This is a genomic window from Marinococcus tarijensis (genome assembly GCF_054971385.1).
This window is the reverse complement of sequence record NZ_JBQOJA010000010.1, coordinates 1-26,397: the sequence shown is the minus strand read 5'-3', so window position 1 is coordinate 26,397 and position 26,397 is coordinate 1. Positions and strand designations below refer to the sequence as shown.

General features: G+C 49.4%; 28 protein-coding genes. 21 read left to right on the top strand and 7 right to left on the bottom strand.

The features are described from left to right. Window positions 1-10 precede the first annotated feature (10 nt). Window positions 11-583 (top strand): thioredoxin family protein, encoded by a 573-nt coding sequence (locus tag ACTTK7_RS07540; RefSeq protein ID WP_462867111.1) that lies wholly within the window; start codon window positions 11-13, stop codon window positions 581-583. 28 nt (window positions 584-611) lie between these two features. Here the strand turns inward: ACTTK7_RS07540 and ACTTK7_RS07535 are convergent, their stop codons facing one another. Then, window positions 612-1,073 (bottom strand): OsmC family protein, encoded by a 462-nt coding sequence (locus ACTTK7_RS07535; protein WP_462867109.1) that lies wholly within the window; start codon window positions 1,071-1,073, stop codon window positions 612-614. 140 nt (window positions 1,074-1,213) lie between these two features. Between ACTTK7_RS07535 and ACTTK7_RS07530 the strand changes: the two genes are divergently transcribed. The 9 genes from ACTTK7_RS07530 (at window position 1,214) to ACTTK7_RS07490 (ending at window position 9,441) form a co-directional block, all read left to right on the top strand. After that, window positions 1,214-1,987, top strand: a complete 774-nt coding sequence (locus tag ACTTK7_RS07530; RefSeq protein ID WP_462867107.1) for an NAD-dependent epimerase/dehydratase family protein — start codon at window positions 1,214-1,216, stop codon at window positions 1,985-1,987. Then, window positions 1,984-2,508 carry an N-acetyltransferase family protein gene (locus ACTTK7_RS07525; RefSeq protein ID WP_462867106.1) on the top strand — a complete coding sequence of 175 codons (525 nt, stop codon included), beginning with the start codon at window positions 1,984-1,986 and terminating at the stop codon, window positions 2,506-2,508. The genes ACTTK7_RS07530 and ACTTK7_RS07525 overlap by 4 nt, the downstream gene beginning before the upstream one ends. Window positions 2,509-2,606: 98 nt before the next feature. Further along, window positions 2,607-3,830, top strand: a complete 1,224-nt coding sequence (locus ACTTK7_RS07520; protein ID WP_462867104.1) for a dicarboxylate/amino acid:cation symporter — start codon at window positions 2,607-2,609, stop codon at window positions 3,828-3,830. Between the two features lie 52 nt (window positions 3,831-3,882). Next, entirely contained in the window at window positions 3,883-4,974 is a 1,092-nt protein-coding gene (locus tag ACTTK7_RS07515) for an NAD(P)-dependent alcohol dehydrogenase (RefSeq protein WP_462867102.1), read from the top strand. 59 nt (window positions 4,975-5,033) lie between these two features. Then, entirely contained in the window at window positions 5,034-5,558 is a 525-nt protein-coding gene (locus ACTTK7_RS07510; RefSeq protein WP_462867100.1) for a 5' nucleotidase, NT5C type, read from the top strand. A gap of 125 nt (window positions 5,559-5,683) precedes the next feature. Beyond that, window positions 5,684-6,916 carry a CynX/NimT family MFS transporter gene (locus tag ACTTK7_RS07505; protein WP_462867098.1) on the top strand — a complete coding sequence of 411 codons (1,233 nt, stop codon included), beginning with the start codon at window positions 5,684-5,686 and terminating at the stop codon, window positions 6,914-6,916. A gap of 110 nt (window positions 6,917-7,026) precedes the next feature. Further along, complete coding sequence (locus ACTTK7_RS07500) at window positions 7,027-7,671, top strand: DUF4396 domain-containing protein (RefSeq protein ID WP_462867096.1); 645 nt, start codon at window positions 7,027-7,029, stop codon at window positions 7,669-7,671. A 122-nt stretch (window positions 7,672-7,793) separates the two neighbouring features. Beyond that, window positions 7,794-8,714 (top strand): DMT family transporter, encoded by a 921-nt coding sequence (locus tag ACTTK7_RS07495; RefSeq protein ID WP_462867094.1) that lies wholly within the window; start codon window positions 7,794-7,796, stop codon window positions 8,712-8,714. Between the two features lie 70 nt (window positions 8,715-8,784). Next, the gene (locus ACTTK7_RS07490) at window positions 8,785-9,441 is read left to right on the top strand and encodes an MOSC domain-containing protein (protein WP_462867092.1); all 657 of its coding nucleotides are present in this window, start codon (window positions 8,785-8,787) and stop codon (window positions 9,439-9,441) included. A 17-nt stretch (window positions 9,442-9,458) separates the two neighbouring features. Here ACTTK7_RS07490 and fdhD read toward each other — a convergent pair whose 3' ends face one another. The 3 genes from fdhD to ACTTK7_RS07475 form a co-directional block, all read right to left on the bottom strand. Then, window positions 9,459-10,271, bottom strand: a complete 813-nt coding sequence (gene fdhD / locus ACTTK7_RS07485; protein ID WP_322526777.1) for a formate dehydrogenase accessory sulfurtransferase FdhD — start codon at window positions 10,269-10,271, stop codon at window positions 9,459-9,461. Between the two features lie 150 nt (window positions 10,272-10,421). After that, on the bottom strand, window positions 10,422-11,861 hold the full coding sequence (locus ACTTK7_RS07480; protein WP_462867090.1) for an alanine/glycine:cation symporter family protein: 1,440 nt from the start codon (window positions 11,859-11,861) through the stop codon (window positions 10,422-10,424). A 105-nt stretch (window positions 11,862-11,966) separates the two neighbouring features. Beyond that, entirely contained in the window at window positions 11,967-12,491 is a 525-nt protein-coding gene (locus ACTTK7_RS07475; RefSeq protein WP_462867088.1) for a sigma-70 family RNA polymerase sigma factor, read from the bottom strand. Between the two features lie 155 nt (window positions 12,492-12,646). Between ACTTK7_RS07475 and ACTTK7_RS07470 the strand changes: the two genes are divergently transcribed. The 5 genes from ACTTK7_RS07470 (at window position 12,647) to ACTTK7_RS07450 (ending at window position 18,523) form a co-directional block, all read left to right on the top strand. Next, window positions 12,647-13,765, top strand: a complete 1,119-nt coding sequence (locus tag ACTTK7_RS07470) for a glycerol dehydrogenase (RefSeq protein ID WP_462867086.1) — start codon at window positions 12,647-12,649, stop codon at window positions 13,763-13,765. Window positions 13,766-13,907: 142 nt separating this feature from the next. Then, entirely contained in the window at window positions 13,908-14,744 is an 837-nt protein-coding gene (locus tag ACTTK7_RS07465) for a PRD domain-containing protein (protein WP_462867085.1), read from the top strand. Window positions 14,745-14,951: 207 nt separating this feature from the next. Further along, on the top strand, window positions 14,952-16,391 hold the full coding sequence (locus ACTTK7_RS07460) for a sucrose-specific PTS transporter subunit IIBC (RefSeq protein ID WP_462867083.1): 1,440 nt from the start codon (window positions 14,952-14,954) through the stop codon (window positions 16,389-16,391). Window positions 16,392-16,401: 10 nt separating this feature from the next. Next, the gene (locus tag ACTTK7_RS07455) at window positions 16,402-17,841 is read left to right on the top strand and encodes a glycoside hydrolase family 32 protein (protein WP_462867081.1); all 1,440 of its coding nucleotides are present in this window, start codon (window positions 16,402-16,404) and stop codon (window positions 17,839-17,841) included. Between the two features lie 82 nt (window positions 17,842-17,923). Then, window positions 17,924-18,523, top strand: coding sequence for a short chain dehydrogenase (locus ACTTK7_RS07450; RefSeq protein WP_462867079.1), 600 nt, complete (start codon window positions 17,924-17,926; stop codon window positions 18,521-18,523). Window positions 18,524-18,569: 46 nt separating this feature from the next. On the opposite strand, the gene ACTTK7_RS07445 is transcribed toward ACTTK7_RS07450, so the two are convergent. Then, window positions 18,570-19,196 carry a uracil-DNA glycosylase gene (locus ACTTK7_RS07445; RefSeq protein ID WP_462867077.1) on the bottom strand — a complete coding sequence of 209 codons (627 nt, stop codon included), beginning with the start codon at window positions 19,194-19,196 and terminating at the stop codon, window positions 18,570-18,572. A gap of 106 nt (window positions 19,197-19,302) precedes the next feature. Between ACTTK7_RS07445 and ACTTK7_RS07440 the strand changes: the two genes are divergently transcribed. From ACTTK7_RS07440 to ACTTK7_RS07425, 4 genes are all read left to right on the top strand, one after another. After that, on the top strand, window positions 19,303-20,451 hold the full coding sequence (locus tag ACTTK7_RS07440; RefSeq protein WP_462867075.1) for a M14 family metallopeptidase: 1,149 nt from the start codon (window positions 19,303-19,305) through the stop codon (window positions 20,449-20,451). 110 nt (window positions 20,452-20,561) lie between these two features. Then, window positions 20,562-21,212, top strand: coding sequence for a LytTR family DNA-binding domain-containing protein (locus tag ACTTK7_RS07435; RefSeq protein ID WP_462867074.1), 651 nt, complete (start codon window positions 20,562-20,564; stop codon window positions 21,210-21,212). A 110-nt stretch (window positions 21,213-21,322) separates the two neighbouring features. Then, the gene (locus ACTTK7_RS07430; RefSeq protein ID WP_462867072.1) at window positions 21,323-22,867 is read left to right on the top strand and encodes a succinate CoA transferase; all 1,545 of its coding nucleotides are present in this window, start codon (window positions 21,323-21,325) and stop codon (window positions 22,865-22,867) included. A gap of 186 nt (window positions 22,868-23,053) precedes the next feature. Then, window positions 23,054-23,533, top strand: a complete 480-nt coding sequence (locus ACTTK7_RS07425; RefSeq protein ID WP_462867070.1) for a CAT RNA binding domain-containing protein — start codon at window positions 23,054-23,056, stop codon at window positions 23,531-23,533. Between the two features lie 162 nt (window positions 23,534-23,695). Here the strand turns inward: ACTTK7_RS07425 and ACTTK7_RS07420 are convergent, their stop codons facing one another. Then, complete coding sequence (locus tag ACTTK7_RS07420; protein ID WP_462867068.1) at window positions 23,696-24,820, bottom strand: NADH-dependent flavin oxidoreductase; 1,125 nt, start codon at window positions 24,818-24,820, stop codon at window positions 23,696-23,698. A 195-nt stretch (window positions 24,821-25,015) separates the two neighbouring features. On the opposite strand from ACTTK7_RS07420, the gene ACTTK7_RS07415 reads away from it, so the two are divergent. Together ACTTK7_RS07415 and ACTTK7_RS07410 are read left to right on the top strand one after the other, a co-directional pair. Next, a complete protein-coding gene (locus ACTTK7_RS07415; RefSeq protein ID WP_462867066.1) occupies window positions 25,016-25,531 on the top strand; it encodes a DoxX family protein in 516 nt (171 codons plus the stop codon). A 183-nt stretch (window positions 25,532-25,714) separates the two neighbouring features. Then, window positions 25,715-25,861 (top strand): hypothetical protein, encoded by a 147-nt coding sequence (locus tag ACTTK7_RS07410; protein ID WP_462867064.1) that lies wholly within the window; start codon window positions 25,715-25,717, stop codon window positions 25,859-25,861. 55 nt (window positions 25,862-25,916) lie between these two features. Here ACTTK7_RS07410 and ACTTK7_RS07405 read toward each other — a convergent pair whose 3' ends face one another. Next, window positions 25,917-26,177: a DUF3243 family protein gene (locus ACTTK7_RS07405; protein ID WP_462867062.1), complete on the bottom strand. Its 261-nt coding sequence runs from the start codon at window positions 26,175-26,177 to the stop codon at window positions 25,917-25,919. Between the last annotated feature and the right edge of the window lie 220 nt (window positions 26,178-26,397).

Here is a 26,397-nt window from a genome sequence, read left to right as displayed (position 1 = left end):
GACGATAATTATGCCATCCGCTTTTGATATTTCAGATAAAACAGGCCACGGCCTGGCCGTAGACGATTTTGTTGAACGCATGCGCCCAACGTACCGGGAGAAAATGGAGCCGTGGCAGGCCGCTTTCTCCTGGAACCATCACCCGGAGGATAAGCTGCTCGCCCTGCAGTCCAGGGATGATCTGCACTGCTCTATCCTTGCATCCGACTGGTGCGGGGATGTGCACCGGAACTTTCCGGTAATCGTGGAAGTGATGCGAAAAGCAGGCGTTCCGGTGGAAGTGTTTATTCAGGAGGAGCACCCGGATTTTATCGATCAATTCCGGACGCTCGGCGGCACGTCAGTGCCAAAAGTGGTGGTTTCTGATGAACACGGAAAGGTTTATTTCAGCTGGGGACCGAGGCCCGCTTTTGTTCAGGAGCCAATGAAGTATTTTAAAAGCCTTGGGCTCACAGAAAATGATGAATCGTATGCAGATGAACGCTCGGCAGCATATGAAAGTATTTTTTCGAGATACGGAGACGATGCAGACTATCAGCGGCTGGTTGTTTATGAACTGACCAATCTGCTGGAGCAGAGCTGACGGCTCTCAAAAAAAGCCCGTGCCTTTTTCAGGTACGGGCTTTATCTGTACGGTGGAGCGTTGGTTCGAGCGTAAGCTCCACGTTCCCCTGGATGGCCCGGGAAATCATACAGGCTGTTTCCGCTTTTTCGATCAGCTTCTGCGCTTTGTCCATCTGTTTGTCGGAAGCGCCGGCTTCGAGGGTGATTACCGGGCGATGGATAATTTCTTTATACGTAAACACGCCGTTTGTGACATCTACGCGCCCTTCACTCGTATGAGCCATGGAGTCGACCGGAAGCTCCGCCCGTTCAAGCATGGCGCCGAGTGTGATGATGTAGCATGTGGCTGCGGCGCCTAAGAGCATTTCGTCGGGGTTTGTGCCAACGCCCGGCCCGTCCATTTCTTCGGGAATGGAAATATTCGTTTTCAGCTGACCGGCATCAATAGAGCCGACCGCATTGCGGCCGCCGGGCCAGTCCGCCGTTAAATGAAAGTGTTCGATAGCCATAGCTTATCCCTTCTTTATATAAAGTCTTTCCTTGAGGATAAAAAATAAATAAATGAAAAGCAAAAAAAGTGCCTGCCGTAGGTTTCAAATAAAAGGAAAAGGTTTATAAAAGAATATGACATGAAAGGGGAGACTTACATATGAAGAAGGTATTACTTACGGGAGCTGCAGGTACAATCGGCACTGTGCTGAGAAACTACCTGTCAAAGCGTTTTGATCTTGTACTGACAGACACGAAACCCCCGGGGGACTTAACAAGCGAAGAAACATTCATGGAAGCGGATATTACGAACAAAGCGGAGGTCCGCGATCTGATGCACGGGGTGGAGGCGGTCATCCATCTGGGAGGCATACCGGTTGAGGTGGACTTTGAATCCATTGAGCAGGCGAATATAAAAGGCACGTTTCATGTAATGGAGGCGGCGGCTGAGGCCGGTGTGGAACGATTGATTTTTGCGAGCAGTATCCATGCAGTCGGCTTTTATCCGGCGGACGAATGGGTGGACGAAGCCTCACCAGTGCGGCCCGACACGCTTTACGGGGTTAGTAAGGCCTACGGGGAAGCGCTCGGTCGTTATTATCACGACAAATTTGGGTTAAAGGGCATTGGTGTGCGTATCTGTAATTTTCAGGACCGGCCGGCATCCGAACACGATTTGGAAAACTGGTTCAGCCCTCGCGATGCAGAGCGATTATTTGAAGCAGCGCTCACGTGCGCAGTGCCTGAGTACCTGATTGTTTACGGCATTTCAAATAACACCCGGGCGAAATTTAAAAACACCCGGGCAAAAGAAATTGGCTACGAGCCACGGGAGAATGCAGAGGACTACGCCGGGGAAGTAGAGGCAGGTAGTCATCCGAAAAAAGGAGGAGACTTTACGGCGAAGGACTTCGGAAAAGAGAACGGGCGGTGAGACGGGTGCAGGAAGCAGAATTGAAGGTTTTAGGAGGCGGAGACGCTGAAGCATACGCAGCGCTTCGGATGCAGGCCCTGGAGGAGAGTCCGGAGGCCTTTGCTTCGACCCTGGAAGAGGAAAGACAGAACCCGGACCTGGTCAGAAAATATAAAGAAAGACTGGAGGGAAGCCGGTCTTTTACATGGGGAATCGAGGCCGGAAGCGAGCTGGCGGGTGTCATCACTCTGCTCCCGATGCAAATGCAGAAGCTTCAGCATAAAGCGACGATTCTCGCTATGTATGTAAAGCCTGCGTACAGGGGAAACGGGTTTGGAGGCAGGCTCGTAGAGGCTGCTTTGAAGCAGGCAGACCAGGACGGGGTGGAGCAGGTGCAGTTAACCGTAGTGAGTAAAAATAAGCATGCTGTCCGCCTGTACGAAGCCTGCGGATTTTCTGTCTTTTCGACAGAAAAAGAAGCGATGAAAACAGAAGAAGGATACGATGACGAGCACTGGATGGTTTGCTTTTTGAAAAATTAAAAAATGTTCAAAGTTCCATAGTTTTCCACTTCAGCTTTCCGTATAATAAATAATATTATTTATTATCTTAAAAGTTTAAAAGGAAAGGAAGTGAAAGCATGGGATCCTGGAAGGCTTACCGGTTTCCGGTAATTATGCTTATTGCTATTATCATTGGAAGCATAGCGGGTTTTATTTGGGGCGAAGACGCCATGGTGGTCCAGCCTCTCGGTGATTTATTTTTAAATATGATGTTTACTATTGTAGTACCATTGGTGTTTTTCTCTATTGCTTCAGCCGTAGCGGTCATGGATTCGGTGAAGCGGCTTGGCCGTATTCTGGGTTCAATGATGATTGTTTTTATTGTAACCGGCATTATTTCTTCCTGCCTTATGCTGGCGGCTGTTGTAGTATTTCCGCCTGCAGAAAACGTAAGTGTAAGCGAAGAGCAGCCATCCCAGCAGGAGGAAGAGGGCTCGTTTGCTGATCAGCTTGTAGAGACATTCACAGTTTCTGATTTTATAGACATATTTTCAACTGAAAATATGCTCGCTCTTATTGTTTTTGCGATGCTTGTCGGCGTAGCTACAGGTTTATCGGGGGAATCTGGAAAGCCTTTTGCACGGTTTTTACAGAGCGGCTCGGAAGTATTCATGAAAATAGTGGCTCTGGTTCTTTATTATGCCCCAATTGGGTTAGGCGCTTATTTTGCAGCCCTGGTAGGAGAATACGGCCCACAACTGATCGGAGAATACGCTAAAGCGGTAGCAGTTTATTACCCGGTAGCCATTTTGTATTTTATTCTTGGTTTTTCTTTTTACGCCTGGGTGGCCGGAGGAAAGCAGGGATTCAGCCGCTTTTGGAAAAATATCTTTGCACCGGCAGTAACTTCACTTGGTACAGCCAGCAGCGTAGCATCCCTTCCGGTGAATTTAAATGCAGCCAGAAATGCCGGAGTACCTAAAGATATAAGAGAAACAATACTTCCTATCGGAGCTACCATACATATGGATGGTTCCTGCTTATCAGCTATATTAAAAATAGCTTTTGTATTCGGTGTTTTTCAAATGGAATTTACCGGGTTAGATACATATTTAACGGCGATCGGCATTGCGCTGCTCAGTGGAATGGTGATGAGCGGGGTGCCCGGCGGAGGATTTATTGGAGAAATTATGATTATTACGCTCTACGGCCTGCCTATCGAAGCCCTGCCTATTATTACTGCTATCGGAATTGTTGTTGATCCTCCTGCGACAACTGTAAATGTTGCGGGTGATAACGTTTCAAGTATGCTCGTGGCAAGGTATCTGGAAGGTAAACATTGGATGAATGTTCACTTCTAGACTCGGTTTCCCTTTGCGTTCTATCGGGAAGAATCAAGCAGGAGGGATAGCAATGAAAATTCAGGCAGCTGTGGTCAGTGAACAAGCTGGCGCCATTCAGCATACAGAAGCAGAGCTCGATGAACCAAAAACAGGGGAAGTAAGAGTGAAAATTGCTGCAGCCGGTATTTGCCACACCGACCTCGGGGTGCAGCAGCAGGAGATCCCGACACCGCTCCCGATTGCTTTAGGACATGAAGGAGCAGGCGTGGTGGAGAAGGTCGGCGACGGGGTCGCGGATGTAGAGCCCGGTGACCATGTGGTTATCACATTTTCGCACTGCGGCACGTGCCGTAACTGCCGCGAAGGACATCCCGGGGCATGTGAAAATTTTAATGCCCTGAATTTTGGCGGCACTATGAACGATGGCACCCGTCGTCTTCACAGTGAAGACAGTGAAGTGTCTTCTTTGTTCGGGCAGGGATCACTTGCCACCTACGCTGTGACACCCGTCAATAATGTAGTAAAAGTCCGCCGAGACGTAGATATCCGTCTGCTCGGTCCTTTAGCCTGCGGTGTCCAGACTGGTGCAGGCACAGTTCTCAGCCGTTTGAACGTAGGCGTTGGCGATACGATAGTCGTTTTTGGCTGCGGAGGAGTCGGTATGAGTGCCGTTATGGCCGCGCATCTCGCCGGAGCCCTGCAGGTCATCGCCGTAGACGTCAATGAGGAGCGTCTGGAGCTGGCGAAGGAGCTCGGAGCGACGCATACGATCAATGGTAAAAAGGAAGACGTTGTTGAAAAAGTGAAGGAATGGACCGATGGCGGGGCAGATTATGCGCTTGAATCCACCGGAGTGGCTGTCCTGGCAAAACAGGCGATGGACGTGCTCCGCTACAAGGGAGAATCGGCCGTCGTCGGTGCCGGCGCAGATACCGAATTTCATGTGCATCAGAACTTCATCGTGCCAAACGCAACCATGTCAGGTGTTGTAGAGGGAGATGTCGTGCCGAAGCTGTTTATTCCGATGCTTGTGGAATATTACAAGCAGGGGAAATTTCCTTTTGATAAATTGATTACCATGTATCCATTTGAAGATCTGGAACAGGCTCTTGAAGACATGAAAGCGGGCAAAACGATCAAACCAGTCATTACATTTGAATAACAGATGGAAGCTGCGCACATTTGCGCGGCTTCTTCTTAATGTAAAAAGGGAGGTTTCACATGGAACGGATAGCGATTGATATGGATGAAGTAACGGTAAATACGCTGCCGACGCTGCTACATAGATTTAACAGGGATTACGGATACAGTGTTACAGCTGAGGACCTTAGAGGCATGAAACTGGAGGCCCTGCATCCGGAGCTTCATGATGAGATTAAAGCTTATTTCTACGAACCGTCTTTTTTCCGTCATCTGCAGATCATGGACGGTGCGCCGGAGGTAATCAAACAGCTTGCCAGGCAATATGAAGTGTTTATTACAACAGCAGCGATGGAATTTCCGCCGTCGTTTGCGGCAAAATATGAGTGGCTGAAAGACAATCTGTCTTTTTTGGGAGATATGAATTTTGTATTCTGTGGCGATAAAAGCATCATTCATGCAGATTATTTGATAGATGATAATGCCAGACACTTCGAACGCTTTGCCGGCAAAGGAATTTTATATACCGCTCCTCACAATGTTTACGACACGGCATATACTAGAGTTGATCATTGGGAAGACATCCGGCGCTATTTTTTAACCTAAAGGCTGCCTTGTTCTGAAATTGAGAATCAAAGTGGCAGCAGGAAGAAAAGCAGAGAAAGGTTGTTGTACAATGAAAAAGAATGTAGAGTAAACCAATATGAAAAGCGTTCGTAGGAGAGAGAAGTATGCAGAATAAACAGACAGGAGAAAGACTGCGTCAGCGGGGGCAGCATTTATCAACAGCACAGCTTGCCCTGCTGTTTGCCGGAATCATTATGCTCGCGGTCAATCTCCGGCCGGCGTTAACAAGCGTCGGTCCGTTAATCCCGTTAATCCGGGAGGATATTTCCCTGACAAGAGGGACGGCTGGTTTGATTACGACTCTGTCGCTGCTGACGTTTGCGGCAGTTTCGCCGGTGGCGCCAAAAATCGGATCAAAAATTGGGCACCAGCGGGCTTTAATGGTTGGTGTTATCGTACTCATTGTGGGAATTGTTATGCGCTACGTGCCCGAAGCCTTGTTTTTGTTTGCCGGCAGCCTGCTTGTAGGAGCGGGTATTGCGATGCTCAATGTGCTCCTCCCCGGTGTCATTAAAGAGTCCTTTCCACATAATGTCGGTGTAATGACCAGTATTTATACGACTACGATGGTATTGATGGCCGCAGTCGGTTCAGGGGTTTCGGTGCCGCTTGCGGCCAGCGCCGGCCTGGGGTGGCAGTGGTCGCTCCTGTTCTGGGTTGTTCCCGCAGCAGCAGCGTTGCTGTGCTGGGGATTTGTGCTGAAAAACAGGCAGCTTCAGATGCCGGGCCGTGTGAGAGCGGTGGAGCGAAGCAGGTCCGAAGGCTCGATTTGGAAGTCTCCGCTCGCGTGGCAGGTAACATTATTTATGGGCCTGCAGTCCATCGGATTTTATGTGACTATCACCTGGCTGCCGGATATTTTAAATAACCTTGGAAACATGCCGCTTGCAGCTGCGGGCTGGCTTGTGGCGCTTATGCAGGTCGCAAGTCTTCCGGCTACCTTTTTAACGCCGATTCTTGCCGGCAGGTTCCGTAATCAGCAGGGCATTATTGCCATAATCGGTGTGGTTGCGGTGCTCGGCCTGGTGCTCCTTATGACAAACACAGGGTCGTTCATGCTTACGATCGCGGTACTGTTCATCGGCCTTGCCCAGGGTGGAAGCATCAGCCTCGCGCTGGCATTGTTAAGCATCCGTGCTTCCACTCCGCAGCGGGCAGCGGATTTATCGGGGATGGCCCAGTCGGTGGGTTATTTTATGGCTGCCCTTGGGCCGATCCTGGTAGGTGCTTCCTTTGATGCCTGGGAAACGTGGATGCCTGCACTGGTTATTTTAATGATTGTATCCGTTCTTCAGGTGGGTGCCGGTATGGGTGCCGGCCGTAACAAAGAAGTGTAAACAGAGAAGGCTTTCCGGGATGGAAAGCCTTTTTTATGTATTGCAGATGTGTAAAATATACGGTTGCGGGGTATCGTTGTCCATGAAATAAAAAGAAAGGGGAAAACACGATGGAGACGATTTCTATTATTGCTGTTGTTTCGTTGGCAGCTGCCTTTATTTCTACAGCGGTCGTGATCGTAGATGTCCGGAGAAATCCGCAGCCTATGATGGTTATGAATGTTGTCTGGCCGCTCACCGTGCTGTATTCGGGGCCGCTGGGACTGTTTTTTTATTATTATATCGGACGTAAAGGACATGGCGAAAAGCCAATGTGGCAGTCTACGGTCGCATCCACCAGCCACTGCGGCGCGGGGTGTGCGCTTGGGGATATTATAGGTATTCCCATCGTTGTGGCTTTAGGATGGACGATTGCAGGTATCCGGCTGTTTGCCGACTATATCGTAGAATTTATACTGGCCTATACGTTCGGGATTTTCTTTCAGCTGGCGTCTATCCTGCCGATGAATGAACAGATGAGTAAAAGCCATGGCATCAAACAAGCCGCCAAAGCGGATACGCTCTCGCTTGTTGCTTACCAGATCGGTATGTTTGGTTTTATGGCTTTAGTTCATTTTGTATTCTTTGCCACACCACCGAGTCCGGCCGGGCCGACGTTCTGGTTTATGATGCAGATTGCGATGGTCATCGGATTTTTAACCAGCTACCCGGTAAACTGGTGGCTCGTTGACAAAGGTATCAAGCACGCGATGTGAACAGAGGCAGGAGGCCATATGGTCTTCTGCTTTTTTATGCAGATTTTGTCAGCTGGGCCGGAGGATATGATAAGCTTAGTTCATATAAATAATGCAGCAGAACATACAAAGGAGAGAGGGTCATGCCGGCACGGTTAGCTTATCTGCTCGTCCTGGCAGGGGCGGCATTGTGGGGCACAACGGGGCTGTTTGTGCAAAACTTATATACATATGGATTCACGCCATGGGAGGTCGTAGGCATCCGCCTGATTTTTTCAGCGGTTATTATTACCCTTTTTTTAAGTATTGTGGAGAGAAGCCTGCTGCGCATCCGCTGGCAGGATCTGCCGCTGTTTGTCGGCACTGGTATTATCAGTATTGCTTTTTTTAACTTTTTCTTTTTCTCCGTGATGGAGGTCTCCGGCATCTCTCTCGCAGTAGTGATGCTTTACACGGGACCGTTGTTTGTGGCCGTTATCGCCAAATTTGTTTTTAAGGAAACGCTGACGGCAGGGAAAATAGCGGCGCTTGTGATTATGATTACGGGGTGCATGTACGCGGTCGGACTGATCCCTCTTGGGTCGGACAGTGTCGCTGCAGCGGCCGTTTTGTTCGGAGTTGCTTCTGGTTTCTTTTACGCGCTCTACAGTATTTTTGGAAAGTTTTTAAGCGGCCGGTATCATCCGCTTACGATCACGACCTATTCCATGATCCTCGGCGGCCTGTTTTTACTGCCTGCGAGCCGCCTATGGGAAAAGGCGGAGGCTTTTACGGAGCCAGGGGTATGGTGGAACGGCATCGGGCTTGCGGTGGCAGCTACAACGATAGCATACGTAGCATACACAGCCGGCCTGGCCCATGTGGAATCTTCAAGGGCCTCCATCCTTTCGATTATCGAGCCGGTGGTGGCGATCGTAATCGGTGTAGCTGTTTTTGGTGATTCCTTTACGCTCTGGCAGACCTTCGGCATCGTGCTCGTCTTTGTGGCAATTATTGCTACGGTTTACGGGGACACACTGCTTGGCAAAATAATGGGGAAAGCATCCTTAAACCGGCAGTCTTAAATATAGGCTGAGAATGTATTGGCAGGATGGAGGACTCGCGGTAGACTGAAGAAAAGAAGGGGGGCAGCATATGAACATACGGGTAATGGAATGGTTTACGGGAAAACCGGAAGACATATCAGCTGAAAAAGAAAAGCCGGTGTTTTCGGCTATTAATAAAACAAAGCGCTTCGAAGAGTCCCTGTATTTATCGGAGACCGGCCTGGACGGAGACGAGCAGGCCGACAAAAAGAGCCACGGGGGCCTGGAGAAAGCAGTATGTGTATATCCATGGGAGCATTACGCGTACTGGAGCAGAACGCTTGAGGATGCTCTTCCGCACGGAGGATTTGGGGAAAATATTACGGTTCAGAACGGCGTCGAGGAGGATGTGATGATCGGCGACGTTTTCCGCTGGGGAGAAGCAGTTGTGGAAATCAGCCAGCCACGGGAGCCCTGCTATAAAATTGCGAAACGCCACGGCATTAAAAAGCTGCCTCTCTATGTCAGGGAAACCAGTTATTCCGGCTATTATCTGCGGGTACGCCAGACAGGCACCATAGAAAAACATCAGCCGCTGCGCCTCGAAACGAGAACAACCTCCTTAAGCGTTGCTGGCGTGAACCGGATCACGTACCATTCAGGGGATCCGGCCGAAGTCGAAGAGGCGCTGGAATGTGCTGCCCTTTCAGAGGAATGGAAAAAGTCCCTGTATAAAAAGCTGGATAAACTGAAAAATAAGCACTGAGCCGTAAGGGCCAGTGCTTATTTTGTCGCAGAAGGGACGTCGGCGCTGATTCGTTCGGCATGGGCATAAACGTTAAAGGTGGAGCCCCGGATAAACCCGACAGCTGTGATGTTTAAATCATCTGCAAGGCGGATTGCCAGGTTTGTCGGAGCGGATTTGGATAAAATAATACCCATGCCCATTTTGGCTGCTTTTGTCAGCACCTCGGAGCTTAAGCGCCCGCTGAAAACAAGTACCTTGTCGCGTACCTGAATACCGTTCATCAGACAGTAACCGTACAGCTTATCGAGGGCATTATGCCGGCCGATGTCAGAGCGGTCGACGATGATGCCGTCTGTATCGCAAATGGCAGCGTTATGGACGCCACCGGTGTTTTTAAACACGACGCTGTTGTCCTGCATTTCCTTCATAAACCCAAGACACTGCTCAGGTGTAAGCGTGCGTTTGGTAACAGCTGTTTTCGCCGTCTGGACATCGCTTTGAAAATAAAACTGGCGGCTTTTGCCGCAGCAGGAACCAATTACCCGCTTGGAGTAAAAAGAAGCTTCCTTAACCCGGTTGGAATTGATGGAAACATAGGCAAAGCCCAGGTCATCGTCGAGAGAAACCGATTCAATCTCCCGGTAGAATAAGATGACTCCTTCGGATGCGAGAAACCCGACGACGAGCTCCTCAACGTGGGTGGGGGTGCATACAAGCGTTGCGAACTCTTCATCGTTTACGACAATCGTCATCGGCTTTTCCAGGGCAACCTGGTCTTCTGCTGCGTAAAGGCCCTCTTCCGGCGAATAGGAAACAATAGGCTGGATAGCGGTGGAACGGTCTGGCATAGACGTACTCCTTTCAAAGCCCGTGTCCGGCACGAGGTATTGTTTATAACATTATACTTTCATCGTACCACGTAACACGGTAGACACAGAAAAAAATGCACAAAAAAAGCATCCATCCTTTCGAAAGGATGAAAGCTGAATGGTGGAGAATTATCGTTTTTTGCCCCAGACCTTTAAATTTTTCAGTCCCGGGATGCTGTCATTGTAAAAGACCGGATCAATGCCCTGTCTGCGCTGATCCATGTAGTTTTTGAGGGCAGCGGCAGCTATATGACCGAGCAGCGCGATCGCTATAAGGTTGACGACTGCCATTAAGCCCATAAACAGGTCTGCCATCGCCCACACAAGCTCGAGGCCGCTGGCTGCTCCAAGAAGAACGAACAGCAGGAAGCAGACACGGAAAATTTGAACGTATCTGCGTTTCGGAGAGATGAACTCCACATTTACCTCGCCGTAATAATAGTTCCCGAGCAGGGAGCTGAAAGCAAAGAAGAAAATGGCAAGAGACACAAATGTCTGCGCCCAGTCCCCTAAGTGAAAGGCGAGCGCCTGCTGGGTCAGCTGGATGCCTTCAATATTAGCCCCGGCATCAGCGTACGTACCGGAAAGAAGGATGATAAACGCCGTGGCGCTGCAGATAATAAGCGTGTCTGTCAGAACGCCGAGAGACTGAACGAGTCCCTGTTTGACCGGGTGGCTCACATACGTTGTTGCGGCCGCGTTCGGTGCACTACCCATACCGGCTTCGTTGGAGAAGAGCCCGCGCTGGATACCAAGCATGAGAGCACCGCCAATTGTGCCTCCGGCGACCTCGCGAATCCCGAAGGCCTGACCGAAAATAAGACCGAATACCTGCGGAACGTCTGCGATATTAATAATCATAATGATAACGGCTACAATTACATACAGCGAAGCAAAAATTGGCACAATAATTTCGGCTGCCACAGCAATACGCCGGACCCCGCCGTAAATAATAACACCAATTAAAAGCATAATAGCGATCCCGACATAAACTGTTGGGATGTTATAAGCACCGTTGAACGCCTGGGCGATGGTGTTGGTCTGCACGCCGTTGAAAATAAAACCAAAACAAAGGGTAATCAAAACAGCGAAGATAATCCCGAGCCAGCGGGCGTTCAGCGCCTGCTCCATGTAGTAGGCCGGGCCGCCGCGGAAGCCGTCCTTGTCTTTCACTTTATACATCTGGGCAAGTGTACTTTCCACAAAACCGGTAGCGGCACCGATAATAGCGATGACCCACATCCAGAAAATTGCGCCAGGGCCGCCGGCACTGATGGCAAGGGCTACCCCGGCGAGGTTCCCGGTACCGACACGGGCAGCAGTACTGATCGTAAATGCCTGAAACGCTGTAGTACCCTTGCGCTCCCTGAAGCCTGAGCGATCAGTGCCCTCTTTAAATAAAAGTACAACCATCTCTTTTAGCATTCTGAACTGCACAAAGCCGGTACGGATGGTGAAATAAACGCCTAAAATAAGTAAGAGTGCGATTAACAAATAATTCCAGATCACGTCACTGAGAGACCCTACAAGGTTATAAAACCATGTATCAGCTGTTAACCAATTTCCCATATGTATCCTCCTTCAATTAAGGTTGCATCTATTATACATTTTTCAGAGGTGCTCGGACACTTTTTTCAAGGAATTCCTGTAAAGGAAGACAAGAAAAAACATAAATTACTTATCAATGGATATCTCACAGTTTTCCAAATGCGTTTTTAGGATGCGCAGGGATTTTTGTTTGATTTTAGAGACAGCCTGCTGGGAAACGTTCATCGTCCGGGCGGTCTCCGCCGTTGTCGATCCTTCAACAAACAACGCGTATAGCACTGCTTGCTCCTTTTCCGGCCGCTGTTGAATAATGTCATAAAGCTCGGGATTTTCAATATGTCCGGAAAGTTTGACGGCAAAGCTCCGGGACTGATCCGCAAAAGCGACAGCCGGAAGGAGTGCCTGAGACGTTTCTTCCTCTGAATCAAGAGCGAGTGGAAACCGGTCCCGGTGCTTTCTTTCCCGCTTATCATAGTGAATCGCTGCCCAGTAAATTGTTTTTTGCATGTAGACTCGCTTTTTTACATCAAGAAAAAAGGCACGGAAGGCTTCATCGAGCTTATCTGTATACCCATGTTCCCAGAAGTATTGGTGCTCAGAGGAGTCAAAAAAGTGCTGAATGAGCGTTTGCTGGTGAAAGGTCGCGGTCAATGCGGATTCCTCCTTTAGGTTATACGTATAAAAGGCATCTTTTTTTAAATATGACAACCTTTATGGGAACATTTGTTCCTATTGTTGATTGAATAAAAATTAAACAGAGTGGGAATAGGAACAAAGAGTGAAAAATTGAAGCTGGAGGAATGAAAATGGGAAACAAAGTATTTATCAGTCCGAGTAAATATGTACAGGGTGTCGATGTTGTTGATGAAGTAGGATCCTATGTTAAAGAAATGGGCAGTAAAGCGATTGTTATTGCAGACGAATTTGTATGGGGCCTGGCCGGCAACAGAGTAGTCGACAGCCTCAAGCAGCAGAGCATTGAAGCTGTAAACGTTACCTTTAGCGGGGAAGCTTCCACCGGGGAAATTAACCGGATTATCGAAGAAGCCAAATCGGCCGGCGCAGAAATGATTGTTGCTGTAGGAGGCGGTAAGACGCTCGATACAGCAAAAGGGGTCCGTGACCAAATTCCGGATGCCTACTGCGTCATCGTTCCGACGACGGCTTCCACAGATGCCCCGACGAGCGCTCTTTCCGTTATCTATTCGGACGAGGGCGTATTTGAATCATACCGTTTTTATTCGAAAAATCCGGATTTAATCGTGATGGATTCCAAAATCATCGCCGGCGCCCCGCCTCGTTTTCTCGCTTCCGGGATTGCGGATGCGATGGCTACATGGGTGGAAGCACGCATGGCTATTCAGGCGAATGCCAATGCGATGTCCGGCGGCCTTTCCACAATTGCCGGCGCAGCAATTGCAGAAAAATGTGAAGAAACGCTGTTTCAGTATGGACTCCTTGCCTATGAGTCCAACAAAAGGCAGATTGTCACCCATGCCCTTGAGCAGATTGTTGAAGCAAACACGCTCCTGAGCGGACTTGGATTTGAAAGCGGTGGTCTTGCGCTTGCCCATGCGATTCATAACGGATTTACCGTTCTCGATGGAGAAGTGCATCACATGACGCACGGGGAAAAAGTAGCCTTTGGCACACTGAGCCAGCTGACACTTGAGAACCGCTCGAAAGAAGAATTTGAAAAGTATGTGGATCTGTATTACCGCCTGGAGCTGCCGATCACTCTGGAGGATCTGCATCTTGGAGACGCCTCAGAGGAGGACTTGATGAAGGTGGCGGAAGCGGCCTTGACCGAAGGGGAAAGCAGCCACAACATGCCGTTTGCGCTGACTCCCTATGACGTTGTAAGCGCGATGCAGGCAGCCGATCAGTATTCGAAAGCGTACAAAAAAGAACACGGCCTGAAATAAATGCATCTGCACCCCTTATGGAGCCGCCGGGTTATACTACCGGCGGCTTTTTGTGTTATCTTTTCCGGGAAAGGCGTATTTGCTCGCCGCGTGAAATGTCGGCCGGAGGGTGATATAGTATCGAAGGAGAGGAGGCCGGTGCATGAAAATCCTGCGTGTACTGAACAACAATGCAGTAGTCGTCCATCACGGAGACCGGGAGAAGATCGTTTTTGGGGCAGGAATTGGATTTCAAAAAGGTAAAAACGATCCCGTCAACCAGAAGAAAATAGAAAAGATATTCAGCATGGAAGAAGAAACGCCAAAATTTGAGCAGCTTTTGAAGACTCTTCCAATTGAAGTTATTGAAGTAGGGGAAGAAATTATCAGCTATGCGGAGGGGGAAATGCATCTGCCGCTCAGCGACCACATTCATATCTCCATTATTGATCACCTGGCATTTGCACTTGAGCGCATTAAACAGGGTTTTACAATAGAAAACAAGCTGCTTCATGAAATTAAGGCGCTTTATCAGGAGGAATACAGTATCGGCGTTTGGGCCATTCAGAAGATCAAAAAAGACCTGGGCGTCGAACTGCCTGAGGACGAAGCGGGTCATATTGCGCTGCATCTGCATACGGCGAAGCTGCAGACCGGATCGATGGAGGAGACGATGCACAGAACATCGCTGATTCAGGAGCTGATTCAAATCGTCGAAGACCGTGCCGGGCTCGAGCTTGAGGATCGCGGCATGTCGTATCACCGGCTCGTCGTTCATTTAAACTTCGCCCTCTCGCGAGCAGAGGACGGAAAGGTATTTGATGATATGGATCCCGATATGCTGGAGCTGATTCAGACGAAATACGAAAAGGCCTATGCTGTCGCATACGAACTGGCTGATTACGTTAAACAGGAGGCGGGTCTCCCGTTTCCTCTGCCGGAAATCGGCTATATTGCGCTTCATATTCAGCGCATTTTATCGAATCAGTCGATTTCATAAAATTGAAAAGAAAGCGTTGACATGAACATTTTCTTTTTGTATACTTTCCGTACATTACACATATCGGGAGTTGTTACTGCTTCGAGCAGGCAAGACCCAAAATGAGGACAGGAAACGTGTATCCCAGGGACACGTTTACCCTTCTCGTTTTGGGTCTTTTTTATGTTTAAAAACAGCTTCCGTTACTTCAGGGGAGGGAATGTCCGAATGGATCATAAACAAACAGCAAAAGAACTCGTGCCGCTCCTTGGCGGGAAAGATAATATTATCAGCGCCAGCCACTGTGCCACAAGACTCCGGCTGGTCATCGATGATGAAAGCAAAATTAATAAGCAGGAAATTGAAGACCTGGAGGGCGTAAAAGGAGCCTTTTCCAGCTCCGGTCAGTTTCAGATTATTTTTGGCACCGGCACGGTTAATAAAGTGTTTCAGCCATTTGCCGAGGAAATTGGTCTCGATGATGAGTCCGCAGAGCATAAGCAAAAACAATTGGATCATAACGAAGCAGTAAAAAAGAAAATGAATCCGGTATCACGATTTGCGAAAGTGCTTTCCAATATTTTTGTACCGATTATTCCAGCCATCGTCGCTGCCGGCATGCTGATGGGGCTGCTGAATCTATTAAACCGTTTTGGGTTGGCAGACAGCGAAAGCTCTCTATACATTCTGCTTGATATGTTTTCTGCGTCCGCTTTTATTATTCTGCCAATTTTGATTGGCTACAGCGCGGCCCGGGAATTCGGCGGAAACACGTACTTGGGGGCTGTCGTCGGCGGGATTATGACTCACCCGAATCTTTTGAATCCATGGGGGCTTCAGGATCCAAACGTTCAGCCGGAAACATTGAACTTCATCGGTATGAATATTGAACTTCTCGGCTATCAGGGCACGGTTATTCCGGTACTGCTGACTGTGTATGTGATGTGCTTGCTGGAGAAGCTGTTCCGCAAAGTCGTACCAAATATGGTGGACCTGCTCGTGACTCCGTTTTTAACGATCATGACGACAGGGTTTGTAGCACTGATGGTCGTGGGTCCGCTTGGTCGTCTGCTTGGAGAAGGGGTCACTTCTTCACTAAGCTTTCTTTATGAAAACGGAGCAGGATTTGCCGGCCTTGTGTTTGGCGGCTTGTACTCACTGATCGTTTTAACCGGCGTACACCACAGCTTTCATGCGATTGAGGCAGAAATTCTTGGCCAGGTCGGCTTTAACTATCTGCTTCCAATCTGGGCGGTGGCAAATGTAGCCCAGGGCGGAGCTGGTCTTGCTGTTTGGCTGAAAACGAATAATAAAAAAATGAAAGAGATAGCTGCGCCATCGGCTTTGGCAGCATTTCTCGGTATTACAGAACCGGTCATTTTCGGAGTGAATCTCCGTTACCGCCGACCGTTTATTGGAGCCGCTATCGGTGGCGCTCTTGGCGGTGCTTACGTGACGATAACTACTGTAACAGCGAACGGAATTGGCGTTACCGGGCTCCCGATGTTTGCGCTTGCTAACGATCCTATTAATTATGCAATTGGAATATTGATTGCTGTCGGAGGCGCATTCAGCGCGACGTGGCTGCTCGGCTGGCAGGAAGAAGAACAGCAGCCGGAGAAAGAAGAGACAAACACAGAAAAAGACAGTGAGGAAAAAGCTGTATAAGGAGGAAGCCATGAAAGAGGAGCAGGCTCTTCGAAAGGAAGCAGAACAAATAATACAAACAGTCGAAGCGGCAGGCCCCTTTCGACAGCAGTTTCATCTGGTGCCTCCTGCTGGGTTGATGAATGATCCGAACGGGCTTGTACAGTGGCAGGGAGTGTACCACGTGTTTTACCAGTGGATGCCGTTTCATACCGGCCACGGCAGCAAATGGTGGGGGCATGCGGCGACCCGGGACTGGGTCCATTGGGAGCTTCTGCCCCCGGCACTCGCACCGGTGCATGATTTTGAGAAAAACGGCTGCTATTCCGGCAGTGCGGTAGCGCATGAAGGCTTTCTATACTTGTTTTATACCGGAAACGTCAAGGACGAGCACGGGAACCGGACGAGCTATCAGTGTGTTGCGGTTTCAAGCGACGGAGTGGAGTTTGAAAAGCACGGTCCCGTAATTTATCAGCCGGAAGGATACACCGCTCACGTCCGTGATCCAAAAGTATGGTTTGAGTCGGGCTTTTGGTGGCTCGTGATCGGTGCCCAGCGCCTTGATCTGGAAGGGCAGGTGCTGCTGTACCGGTCTCCGGACCTCTGGGAATGGGAATATTTAGGGCCGCTTGCCGGAAAAGGCGTTACGTTGGGTGCTTCCTTTGGCTACATGTGGGAATGCCCGGACTTTTTTGAACTGGACGGCTCGCGGGTTCTGCTCATATCTCCGCAGGGGCTTGAAGCAGAAGCGTATCGGTATCAGAATCAGTATCAGACCGGCATTTTTGCCGGTGAATTCTCCCCTGAAACAGGCACGTTTTCCCATGGGAGGTTTCGTGAAATAGACCTCGGTTTTGAATTTTACGCCCCGCAGACGTTTCTGGACGAACGGGGCCGGCGCCTGCTGATTGGCTGGATGGGAGTGCCGGACCAGCAGGAACAGGCGCAGCCGACGATTGCCGACGGCTGGGTTCACTGTCTGACGGCCCCCCGGGAGCTGACAATGCAGAACGGGCATCTGTACCAGCAGCCAATTGAAGAGTATCGCCAGCTGCGAAAAGAACACGCATCCGCGGTTGTTGCTGTGGATAATGAGGCGGTAGTGTGGCAGTCATGGAATGCCGCAGTGGCAGAGGTTTACCTGGATGTGGAGGAGGATAAAAGCTGGACCGTCTCTTGGCGCCGTTATTTTCATATTTCCTATGATGCCCGGGAGCAGACGATTACCTTTGAACGGCCGGATCTGGAGACGGGCGCTCCGGTCTGCCGTACTGGCCGGGTAAACAGTGCGCGTTCGATTCGGTGCCTGTTTGACCGTTCCTCTGCAGAAGTGTTTGTGAACGACGGGGAATACGTCTCGACCTCCCGCATCTTCCCGGAGCAGGAAGAAGGAGAGCTCCAATTTTCAGCTGAAGCGCCGGCAGTCTTTCACGTCGACGCATGGGAGCTTCAGTCTCTGCAGTGGGAATGATGAAATGTCCTGTGTTTGTAAGACGGAAAAAAGTGGAACAATAAAGCGTAGAGAAACTTTGGAGAAAGAAAGGAAGATTTTCATGCGCATATTGTTAGTTGGGGCTTCAGGTACGATCGGAAGTGCCGTGTACGAACGCTTAAAGGACGAGCACGACATTCTTTGCGCCGGACGAAACGGCCGGGACGTGCAGGTGGATATTACAGATGAAGACAGCATCCGCCAAATGTATGAATCAACCGGCCGCGTGGATGCCGTTATTACAGCGTCCGGCAGCGCCGGCTTTGCCCCGCTCACCGAGCTGACTCCGGAAAAGAACCAGACGGCCATCAACAGTAAAATGAAGGGCCAGATTAATCTGGTGCTGCTTGGCATTCCATACGTGAATGACGGCGGCAGCTTCACGCTTACATCCGGAGTCATGATGGATGATCCGATTCCTCAGGGAACGTCCGCAGCAATGGCAAACGGTGCCGTGAAAGGCTTCGTCACCTCTGCGGCAATTGAACTGCCAAGAGGGATCCGGATTAACAATATCAGCCCGAACCTGTTAAGCGAATCGGCAGAAAAGCTTGGCGGCTTTTTCCGCGGCTTTGACCCCGTGCCGGGAGATAAAGTCGCTCTTGCATATCAGAAAAGTGTCGAAGGCCAGCAGACCGGCCAGACGTACGAAGTCTACTAATACAAAGCTCCGGAGCCCAGACATTCATCTGTACTCCGGAGCTTTTTCATGCATGAAGCGCGTGGGCAGCAAGTGTGTTCAGATAGTCCTTCATCGTCTGCTCGAGGCTCCGGTTATACAGGATCGCGGCCGGATGATAGATCGGAAAGATGTTGTAGCTTTCCTTTGTCCAAACGTATGATTCGTCTGCTTCGTCCCACTGCTGCACGGGAGATGTCTGTATTCGGCCGGTCACGTCACCGAGTCTGGGACTTTTTCCGAGCAGCCGCTGATAGGCGATTTTCCCCATCGGCACAAGCCACTGTGGCTGCACCCGGGAAATTTCATAATCGAGCACAGGCGCATGAGCTTGAATTTCCTTCTGGTTTGGCGTCCGGTTATATTTTCGGAGCACTCCGGCTTTGGTCTGTCCCCATTTGAACGGACGGCTTCGCACGGCGCTGGTAATATAAATATCGTCCCGTTTAATGTTCAAGTCGTCGAGGTACGAGTCAAAAATGACTCCCGCCCTGCCGCTGAAGGGGATGCCGTTATGAATTTCAGTCTCACCCGGGGCTTCCCCGACAAACATAATTGTGGCCTCCGACGGACCGGCGCCCGGCAGAAATCCCTCGCAGTCAAATGGTTCAATCCGTTCATTGGCGAGTTGTACTAAAGAAGAAGGCAGCTGCATAGTTATCATCCTTTTTTGTAGTTTCTTTTGCCGCTAATAGGTTTGTACCCGAAATGACGAGGAATAATGAGCGTAAGACTAATTTTGAACAGGGAGGCAGCACAAAATGAAACAATCCGATCAACATTTTTCCCCGACGTATGAGGGAGCAAGAAGGGCCTTCCGGAAACGAAGCACAGACGTGGCAGCGGTCTGGCCGGAGGCCTCGCTGACCCAGTATGCTGTTGGAAAACCGGAAAACAATAATACGACCGATATTATTGCAGCGGACGCCAAATACCATTCAAGCACGCTGATTATCGTCACCACCGGCGTACACGGGATAGAAGGATATGCAGGATCGGCGCTTCTGCAGTTGTTCATCGATGAATATTTAACCCAGCTGAATCCGAATACGACCGGGATACGCCTCGTGCATGCCGTGAATCCGTGGGGGATGAAAAACCGGCGGCGGGTGAGCGAAAATAACGTGGATCTGAACCGTAATTTTATAAAAGATTGGAACAATGTGCCTGCCTCACTGAACAAGCGATTTGAAAAAGAAAAGAAGCACTTTGTGCCGGAAGAGCCGGTAAAAAGCTGGAAAAAACAGCGATGGAATCTATTAAGCGCTCTCGGGGCAAAGGTGTTTAAGCGCGGCGTATCCGGACTGGAAAAAGCGGCAACGATGGGGCAGTACCAGTATCCCACCGGTATTTTTTACGGCGGGGCAGCTCATGAAGAACCGGTGGAAAAGCTCCTGTCACGCATAGATGAGTGGGTAAAGGAATACGAAACGGTCATCCATATTGATATTCACACCGGCCTTGGTCCCGCCGAACAGCTGTGGCTGCAGGTGCCGCATTCAGACCCTCGCAAGGAAAAGCAGCTCCAAAAGCAGTTCGGGGATCCTGAGGTAAATGATGTGCAAAAAACAGATGTGCGGGAAATTAAAGGCGAGGATGCGGAATACGTGAAGGACGTCTACAGCAGGAGGCATCCGGATAAGTATATCTTCTCCTGCCTGCTGGAATTCGGCACGATCGGCAACCGGCTGCCTGATCAGATGAGAGCGCTCGATATTGTCGTGCATGAAAATCAGTACTACTGGTACGGGGCAAAAAAAGAAGCAGATGCTAGAGAGCTGCAGAAGGAATTTCATCAATTGTTCGACCCGCCGGAGGAAAGCTGGAGGCAGGCAGTTTTGAATAAGGGAAAGACAGGCTTTAATCTTGTGCTTGAAAAAGAAGCGGGCGTGCAGCTCGTCAAAAAATAATCGGGAAAATAGAAGGGAAGCATGCCGCGTATTCGAAAGCAGAATTTTTTGCGGCAGCAAACTACCATATAATAAAAGCAGGAGAAATTTTGAATAGAAGGAGGAAAAGCATGGACAGCTCATCCATTGCGCCGTTAATCGACAGCTTTAAGGAGTTGTTTCCAAAGGAGACCTCGTTTGCAGCTGCGAGTACAGATGCGTTCATCTACTATAAGCCGAGCCGGACAGTTGATCTGTCGATTACCCCGGGCGACAGAGTTGTGCAGGATACGGTCAGCTACCATTCGCTGATGCGGAAAAAGAAAACATCCCGTCATGTGAGCAGTCACGTGTTCGGTGTCCCTTACTACGGAACATCGGTGCCCATTATTCAGAAAAATGAACTCGTCGGCTGTCTGACGGCCATTACCGTGCCGGGCGAAGCTCCGGAAGAGCTTAAAATATTGACGATGCAGCATGAAAATGGATGGAAACCCGTGCCGTACAGCGAGGTTTCCTATATGGAAGCATACGACCGGAAAACGTGGATACAGACGAGTGAAAAACGGGGCACAAACAAATTCACGCTGCACCAGCTGGAGTGGCTGCTGCCGGAGGATACGTTCATCCGCTGCCACCGTTCATTTATCGTAAATATAAACAAAATCCGGGACATTCAGCCCGATTCGCATTCCACCTTTACGCTCATCATGGAGGATGGATCCCGCGTGCCGGTCGGCCAGACGTATGCGAGCAGCTTCCGGTGGCGGCTGCAGTTCTGATTCATCCGCATACCTGCTGGCTTGTTCATAAATATCGGTCGCTTGTGCATAATTGAAAGAATCTTATGACACATCCTGCTACGCTGTACAAAAAGAAATGAGGGGTTACCGTGAACAATAAGCTGCAGCAGGTGCTTCGGCACAGCGATCTGAAGGAACGCATTGTGGACAGCGAAACAGCAGCAGGATGGATAAAGGATGGAATGACCGTCGGACTGAGCGGCTTTACACGTGCAGGAGATGTAAAAGCTGTGCCCGGGGCTCTTGTGGAAAAAGCGAAGCATGAAGATTTCTGCCTTGACGTTTATACTGGCGCTTCGCTCGGTTCGGATACGGATCAGATCATGGCTGACGCCGGCATTGTTTGTAAGCGATTACCTTTCCAGGTGGATCAGCGGATGCGCGAAGAGATCAACCAGGGTAATATTTCGTTTATTGACCAGCATCTGTCCCACACTGCAGAAGGCGTGCGCCACGGATCGCTGAACCGCATTGATGCTGCAATTATAGAAGCAGCAGCAATCACCGAAGAAGGATGGCTCGTGCCTTCCACTTCAGTAGGCAATTCGGCGGTTTTTGCAGAAGAGGCTGAGATGATTATTGTGGAATTGAATACGGCTCAGCCTGCCGAACTGGAAGGGATGCACGACATTTACCATATGGGCCGCCAGGGAGAAAGAGGTCCGATTCCACTAAGGGACGTAGAGGACCGGATCGGCACCACCGCTATTCCTGTGGACCCGGAAAAAATCCAGGGCATCATTATCACGAATGAACTGGATTCCCCATCCACTGTTACGAGTCCGAACGAAACGACAAAGGTAATAGCCGGACACCTGATCGATTTCTTGAAAAATGAATACGGGCACGGAAATGCTGAAAAAGAACTTCCGCCGCTGCAGTCCGGCATCGGTACAGTAGCGAACGCTGTGTTTCACGGGCTGCTGGATTCAGAATTTACGAATCTGGAGGTGTACTCCGAGGTGCTTCAGGACGCCGTGTTTGACCTGATGGACGCTGGCAAAGTCCGGTTTGCTTCCGGCTGTTCAATTACCCTTTCCGGGGAAAAAATGAACGAAGTGTTTCCGAAGCTTGCAAATTACCGGGATCAGCTGGTCCTGCGTCCGCAGGAATTGTCCAATCACCCGGAAATCATCCGGCGCCTCGGCCTGATTTCCATTAATACGGCCCTCGAAGCAGATATTTACGGCAACGTTAATTCGACTCATGTAAATGGTACGAATATGATGAACGGCATTGGCGGCTCGGGTGACTTCGCCCGCAACGCCCGCACAGCTATTTTCGTAACAAAATCAATTGCCAAAAACGGCGATATTTCCAGCATAGTGCCGTTTGCTTCCCATGTGGATCATACGGAGCACGACGTCGATATTCTCGTAACGGAGCAGGGCTATGCTGACCTCCGGGGACTTGCCCCACGGGAGAGGGCTGCAGAAGTTATTCAGCACTGCGCGCATCCGCTTTACCAGGAGCAGCTGTGTAGCTATTTTCAGCGTGCCTGTGAGGAAGCCAGCGGACAGACGCCGCATCTGCTGGAAGAAGCCTTCTCCTGGCACGTGCAGATGCAGAAGGAAGGAAACGATGCGGGAGGCTGCAACGAAAATCTAAAGTCCTGGTTATTATTTAGGAAATAAGTATTGACCCTATCTCCGGCCTGTGGTAAAAATAGATATATAGAAAGCGTTTACAAAAGAATATTCCCTTAAATTAGGATTGTTACTGAGAAAGCAGGCAAAACCTAAACTTCGCGCCGTTCGTGGTAGAATGGTGTGTGAGTTTAGGTTTTTTTATTGGACTATTCAGGCAAAGGGCGAGGAGATATGCAAATAAAAAAAGTCTTTAACAACAACGTAGTACTGACGGAAAACCGCTACGGAAAAGAAATGGTAGTGATGGGAAAAGGACTTGCCTTTCAGCGCAAGGCAGGCGAAGCGGTTGATCAGGAGCAGGTAGAGAAAACGTTCGTGCTTGAAAACGAAAATGTCTCCGATCAGCTGGCGGAGCTGCTCGCAGACGTGTCCGAAACCTACCTGGCAATTGCAGAGCAGATTATTTCGCTGGCTAAAGAGGAGCTTGGCGTGAAGCTTGATGATTACTTATATGTTGCATTGACTGATCATTTAAGCTTTGCCATCCGCCGCTATGAACAGGGTATGTCACTGCAGAATACGCTGGCCTGGGAAATCAAAAAGTATTACCGTAAAGAATTTGCTGTCGCCTTAAAAGCACTAAACATCATTGAAGCAGAAACCGGACACCGAATATCGAATCAATGGAAAGAAAAACCGATCCTAATTTGACTGGATACTGATGGTGATGGGCTGCGGGTTTATTGGTTTGCACTGTTTTATTATTTAGCTTATGAAAGAAAAAACCGCTCCTGGTTCAACGTAAAAACGCTCGACCCAGGGGCGGTTTTTCTTATTTTTTAGCTAATTTTTATTATCAGCCGTATAAAAATATCAGCTGTCATTTCTCGGCAGCGGATAAAATCCGTTGTAGAGCTGCTGCCATAGCGGTTCTGGAACGTGGTATTTCGTCGGCTCGTTTGGATCAAAGGTGGCATTGATCTCGTGCTCGCGCCCCTCCTGGATTTTTCGCACAAATTGATAATCGAGCAGCAATTCCCGTCCGAGGCAGACTAATTCCGTGCCTGTCTCCAGAGCGCTCAGGGCATCATCTGCCGTGAAAATGGAGCCGATACCGACTAGCGGAGCACGCCCGCCAATCCAATTGTGGATCAATTGAATACGTTTTTGTCCATTGTACTGGCCTTCCCGTGTTTCGGAATGAATATCCATCAGCGACACATGGAAATAATCCAGCGGCTGCTCGGCCAGTTGATCAATTAATTCCTTCGTCAGCTCCATTGTGATGCCCGGGGATTCAGCTTCTTCCGGGGAAAGGCGGTATCCCACGATGAAATCGTCGCCGCCGTGTTCCCTGGCTGAGGCGGTTACCTCGTTGACCACGGCCAGTGGAAACTTAAATGGGTCAGCCCACTCATCGTCCCGGCGATTATAATACGGGGACACAAACTGCTGAATGAGATAGTGGTTGGCGCCGTGAATTTCTACGCCGTCAAAGCCTGCCTGGGCTGCACGTCTTGTCGCTTCCCCGAACGCCTGAATTGTTTCTTTGATTTCTTCATGCGTGATCGGGCGGGCATGATGCTTTTGCGGCTCGCCAAAGCTCGCCAGTTCAATTTCACTTGGCGCGGCCACATCGCCGCCGGGAGTCAAGTTTGGCAAAGATTGGGCTCCGCCGTGGTGAATCTGGGCGACGGCTTTTGCGCCGTTCTTTTTCATGACAGCAGCCTGCTGGCGCAGGCCTTCGATGTCTGAGTCTCTGGCAATGGACGGCTGTCCGGGGAATGCTTTTCCCAGAGCTGTTACGTTACTTGCTGCGGTAATAGCCAGACCGACATCCTCCGACCGTTTTTCAATGTAAGGAAGCTCGCGGTCGGAAATGGTGCCATCCTCGTTGGAGGACACGTGGGTTAACGGTGCCAGTACAAAGCGGTTTCTCAAGGTGATTCCATTCGGTAATGTTAATGGTTGAAATAATGGGGTATATTTTTCGTTCATTGCTTAAGCCCTCCTTCTGCCAAAATACTATAGCACGATCCAAAAGGAGTTCGCGAAAAAGTTGCTTATCATTTTCAACATCTTACATATATGAATACTTTGTGACCATTCATGTGAAATTATTCACAATAAAATATAATATGGTATATTAAAGATAAGAAATATGTGAATATATTCACAAAAGGGGGATTCATAATGATTATTCGTTTTTTGAAGGAATCGACGATTGCGACGGTACTGTTTCTGCTGGCACGCTTGTACTTAGGCTGGACGTGGCTCACTTCGGGACTTGGTAAAATAACAGAGGGCTTTAATCCTGGAGGATTTCTGCAGGGGGCGGTCGCTGAACCGGTTATGCAGGGCCGGGGCACAGCAGCAGCTTATCCATGGTACACAGCCTTCCTGGAAAATGTCGCCATTCCGAATGCCGGACTGTTTGGCTTTCTCGTCATGTGGGGTGAAGTACTGGTGGGTGCCGGCTTAATTGTTGGCTTGTTTACAACCACTGCTGCCTTCTTCGGCGGTACGATGAACATGGCATTTCTGCTCGCAGGCACAGTGTCGACGAACCCGATCATGCTTATTCTCGCAATCCTCATCCTGGCTGGAAAAGGTAATGCCGGTAAAATCGGCCTTGACCGCTTTGTTCCAGCTTTAAAAGGAAAAGTCGGACGGGGGCCTAAAGAACAACAAACTCCAAAAGCCGCATAGCGGCAGCTGAAAAGTCCTTGCATGAGGGCTTTTTTGCATGAAGAAATGTGTAATAATATCGAAAGGTGCTGAATAATGTTTATTAAAAGCCTACGGTGTAAAGATATGTGTTAGCAGTATTAAAGTGAAAAATAGTTAATAATGTTTGATAGATAGCTGTGTTTTAGAAGGGAGGCCATATTCGTGGAATTTATTATAGGTATTCTGCTGCTTATCGTATTTGTTTTTCTTGCTATCCGTATGGCTGGCTGTTTCTTTAAGTTTATTTTGCCGGTGGCCATTGTACTTGTGATTGCTTACTTTATTTACAACGCCATACAGGGCGGATGACAATGAGTGAATGAAAATCCCGCTTTTCAGTTTCTGCTGAAAAGCGGGATTTTTTTTATGCTTCGGTTTCGTCCTTATTCGTTTGGTCGACCATGCGGACAAGCGCTTTGGCAATGGCGTCTTTTTCATCCTTTTCGGCATTCTGCCAGAGCTCGTTCAGCACCTTTTCCTCCCGGTTGCGCGGCTCTTCGTGCTTAGCCAGGTGTTCGGCGACGCGTTTGGTGGCTTTCGCCAGCCCTTTTTTCCCGAGACCGATACTTTCACCCTTTTTCACCTGATCGCCAAGATAATTTTTAAAGGTATTAAAGTTCTGCATGATCTGGTCTTTGTCTTCCTGATCCAGCTTATCGACGTACTGTTCTGCTTTTTTGGATCCTCCGCCATCATTATCTCTCCTTTAAGTTGAGCATTAGTAAACGCTTTCCTTTTTCAGGGATAAAGTAAACAAAAATGAGAAAAGGGACCGTCAATAATTTTGTGTAAACGGCTGTCCTTTTCCAGCCTTGAAGTTAACCCTGCCGTTGAAACATATCTTC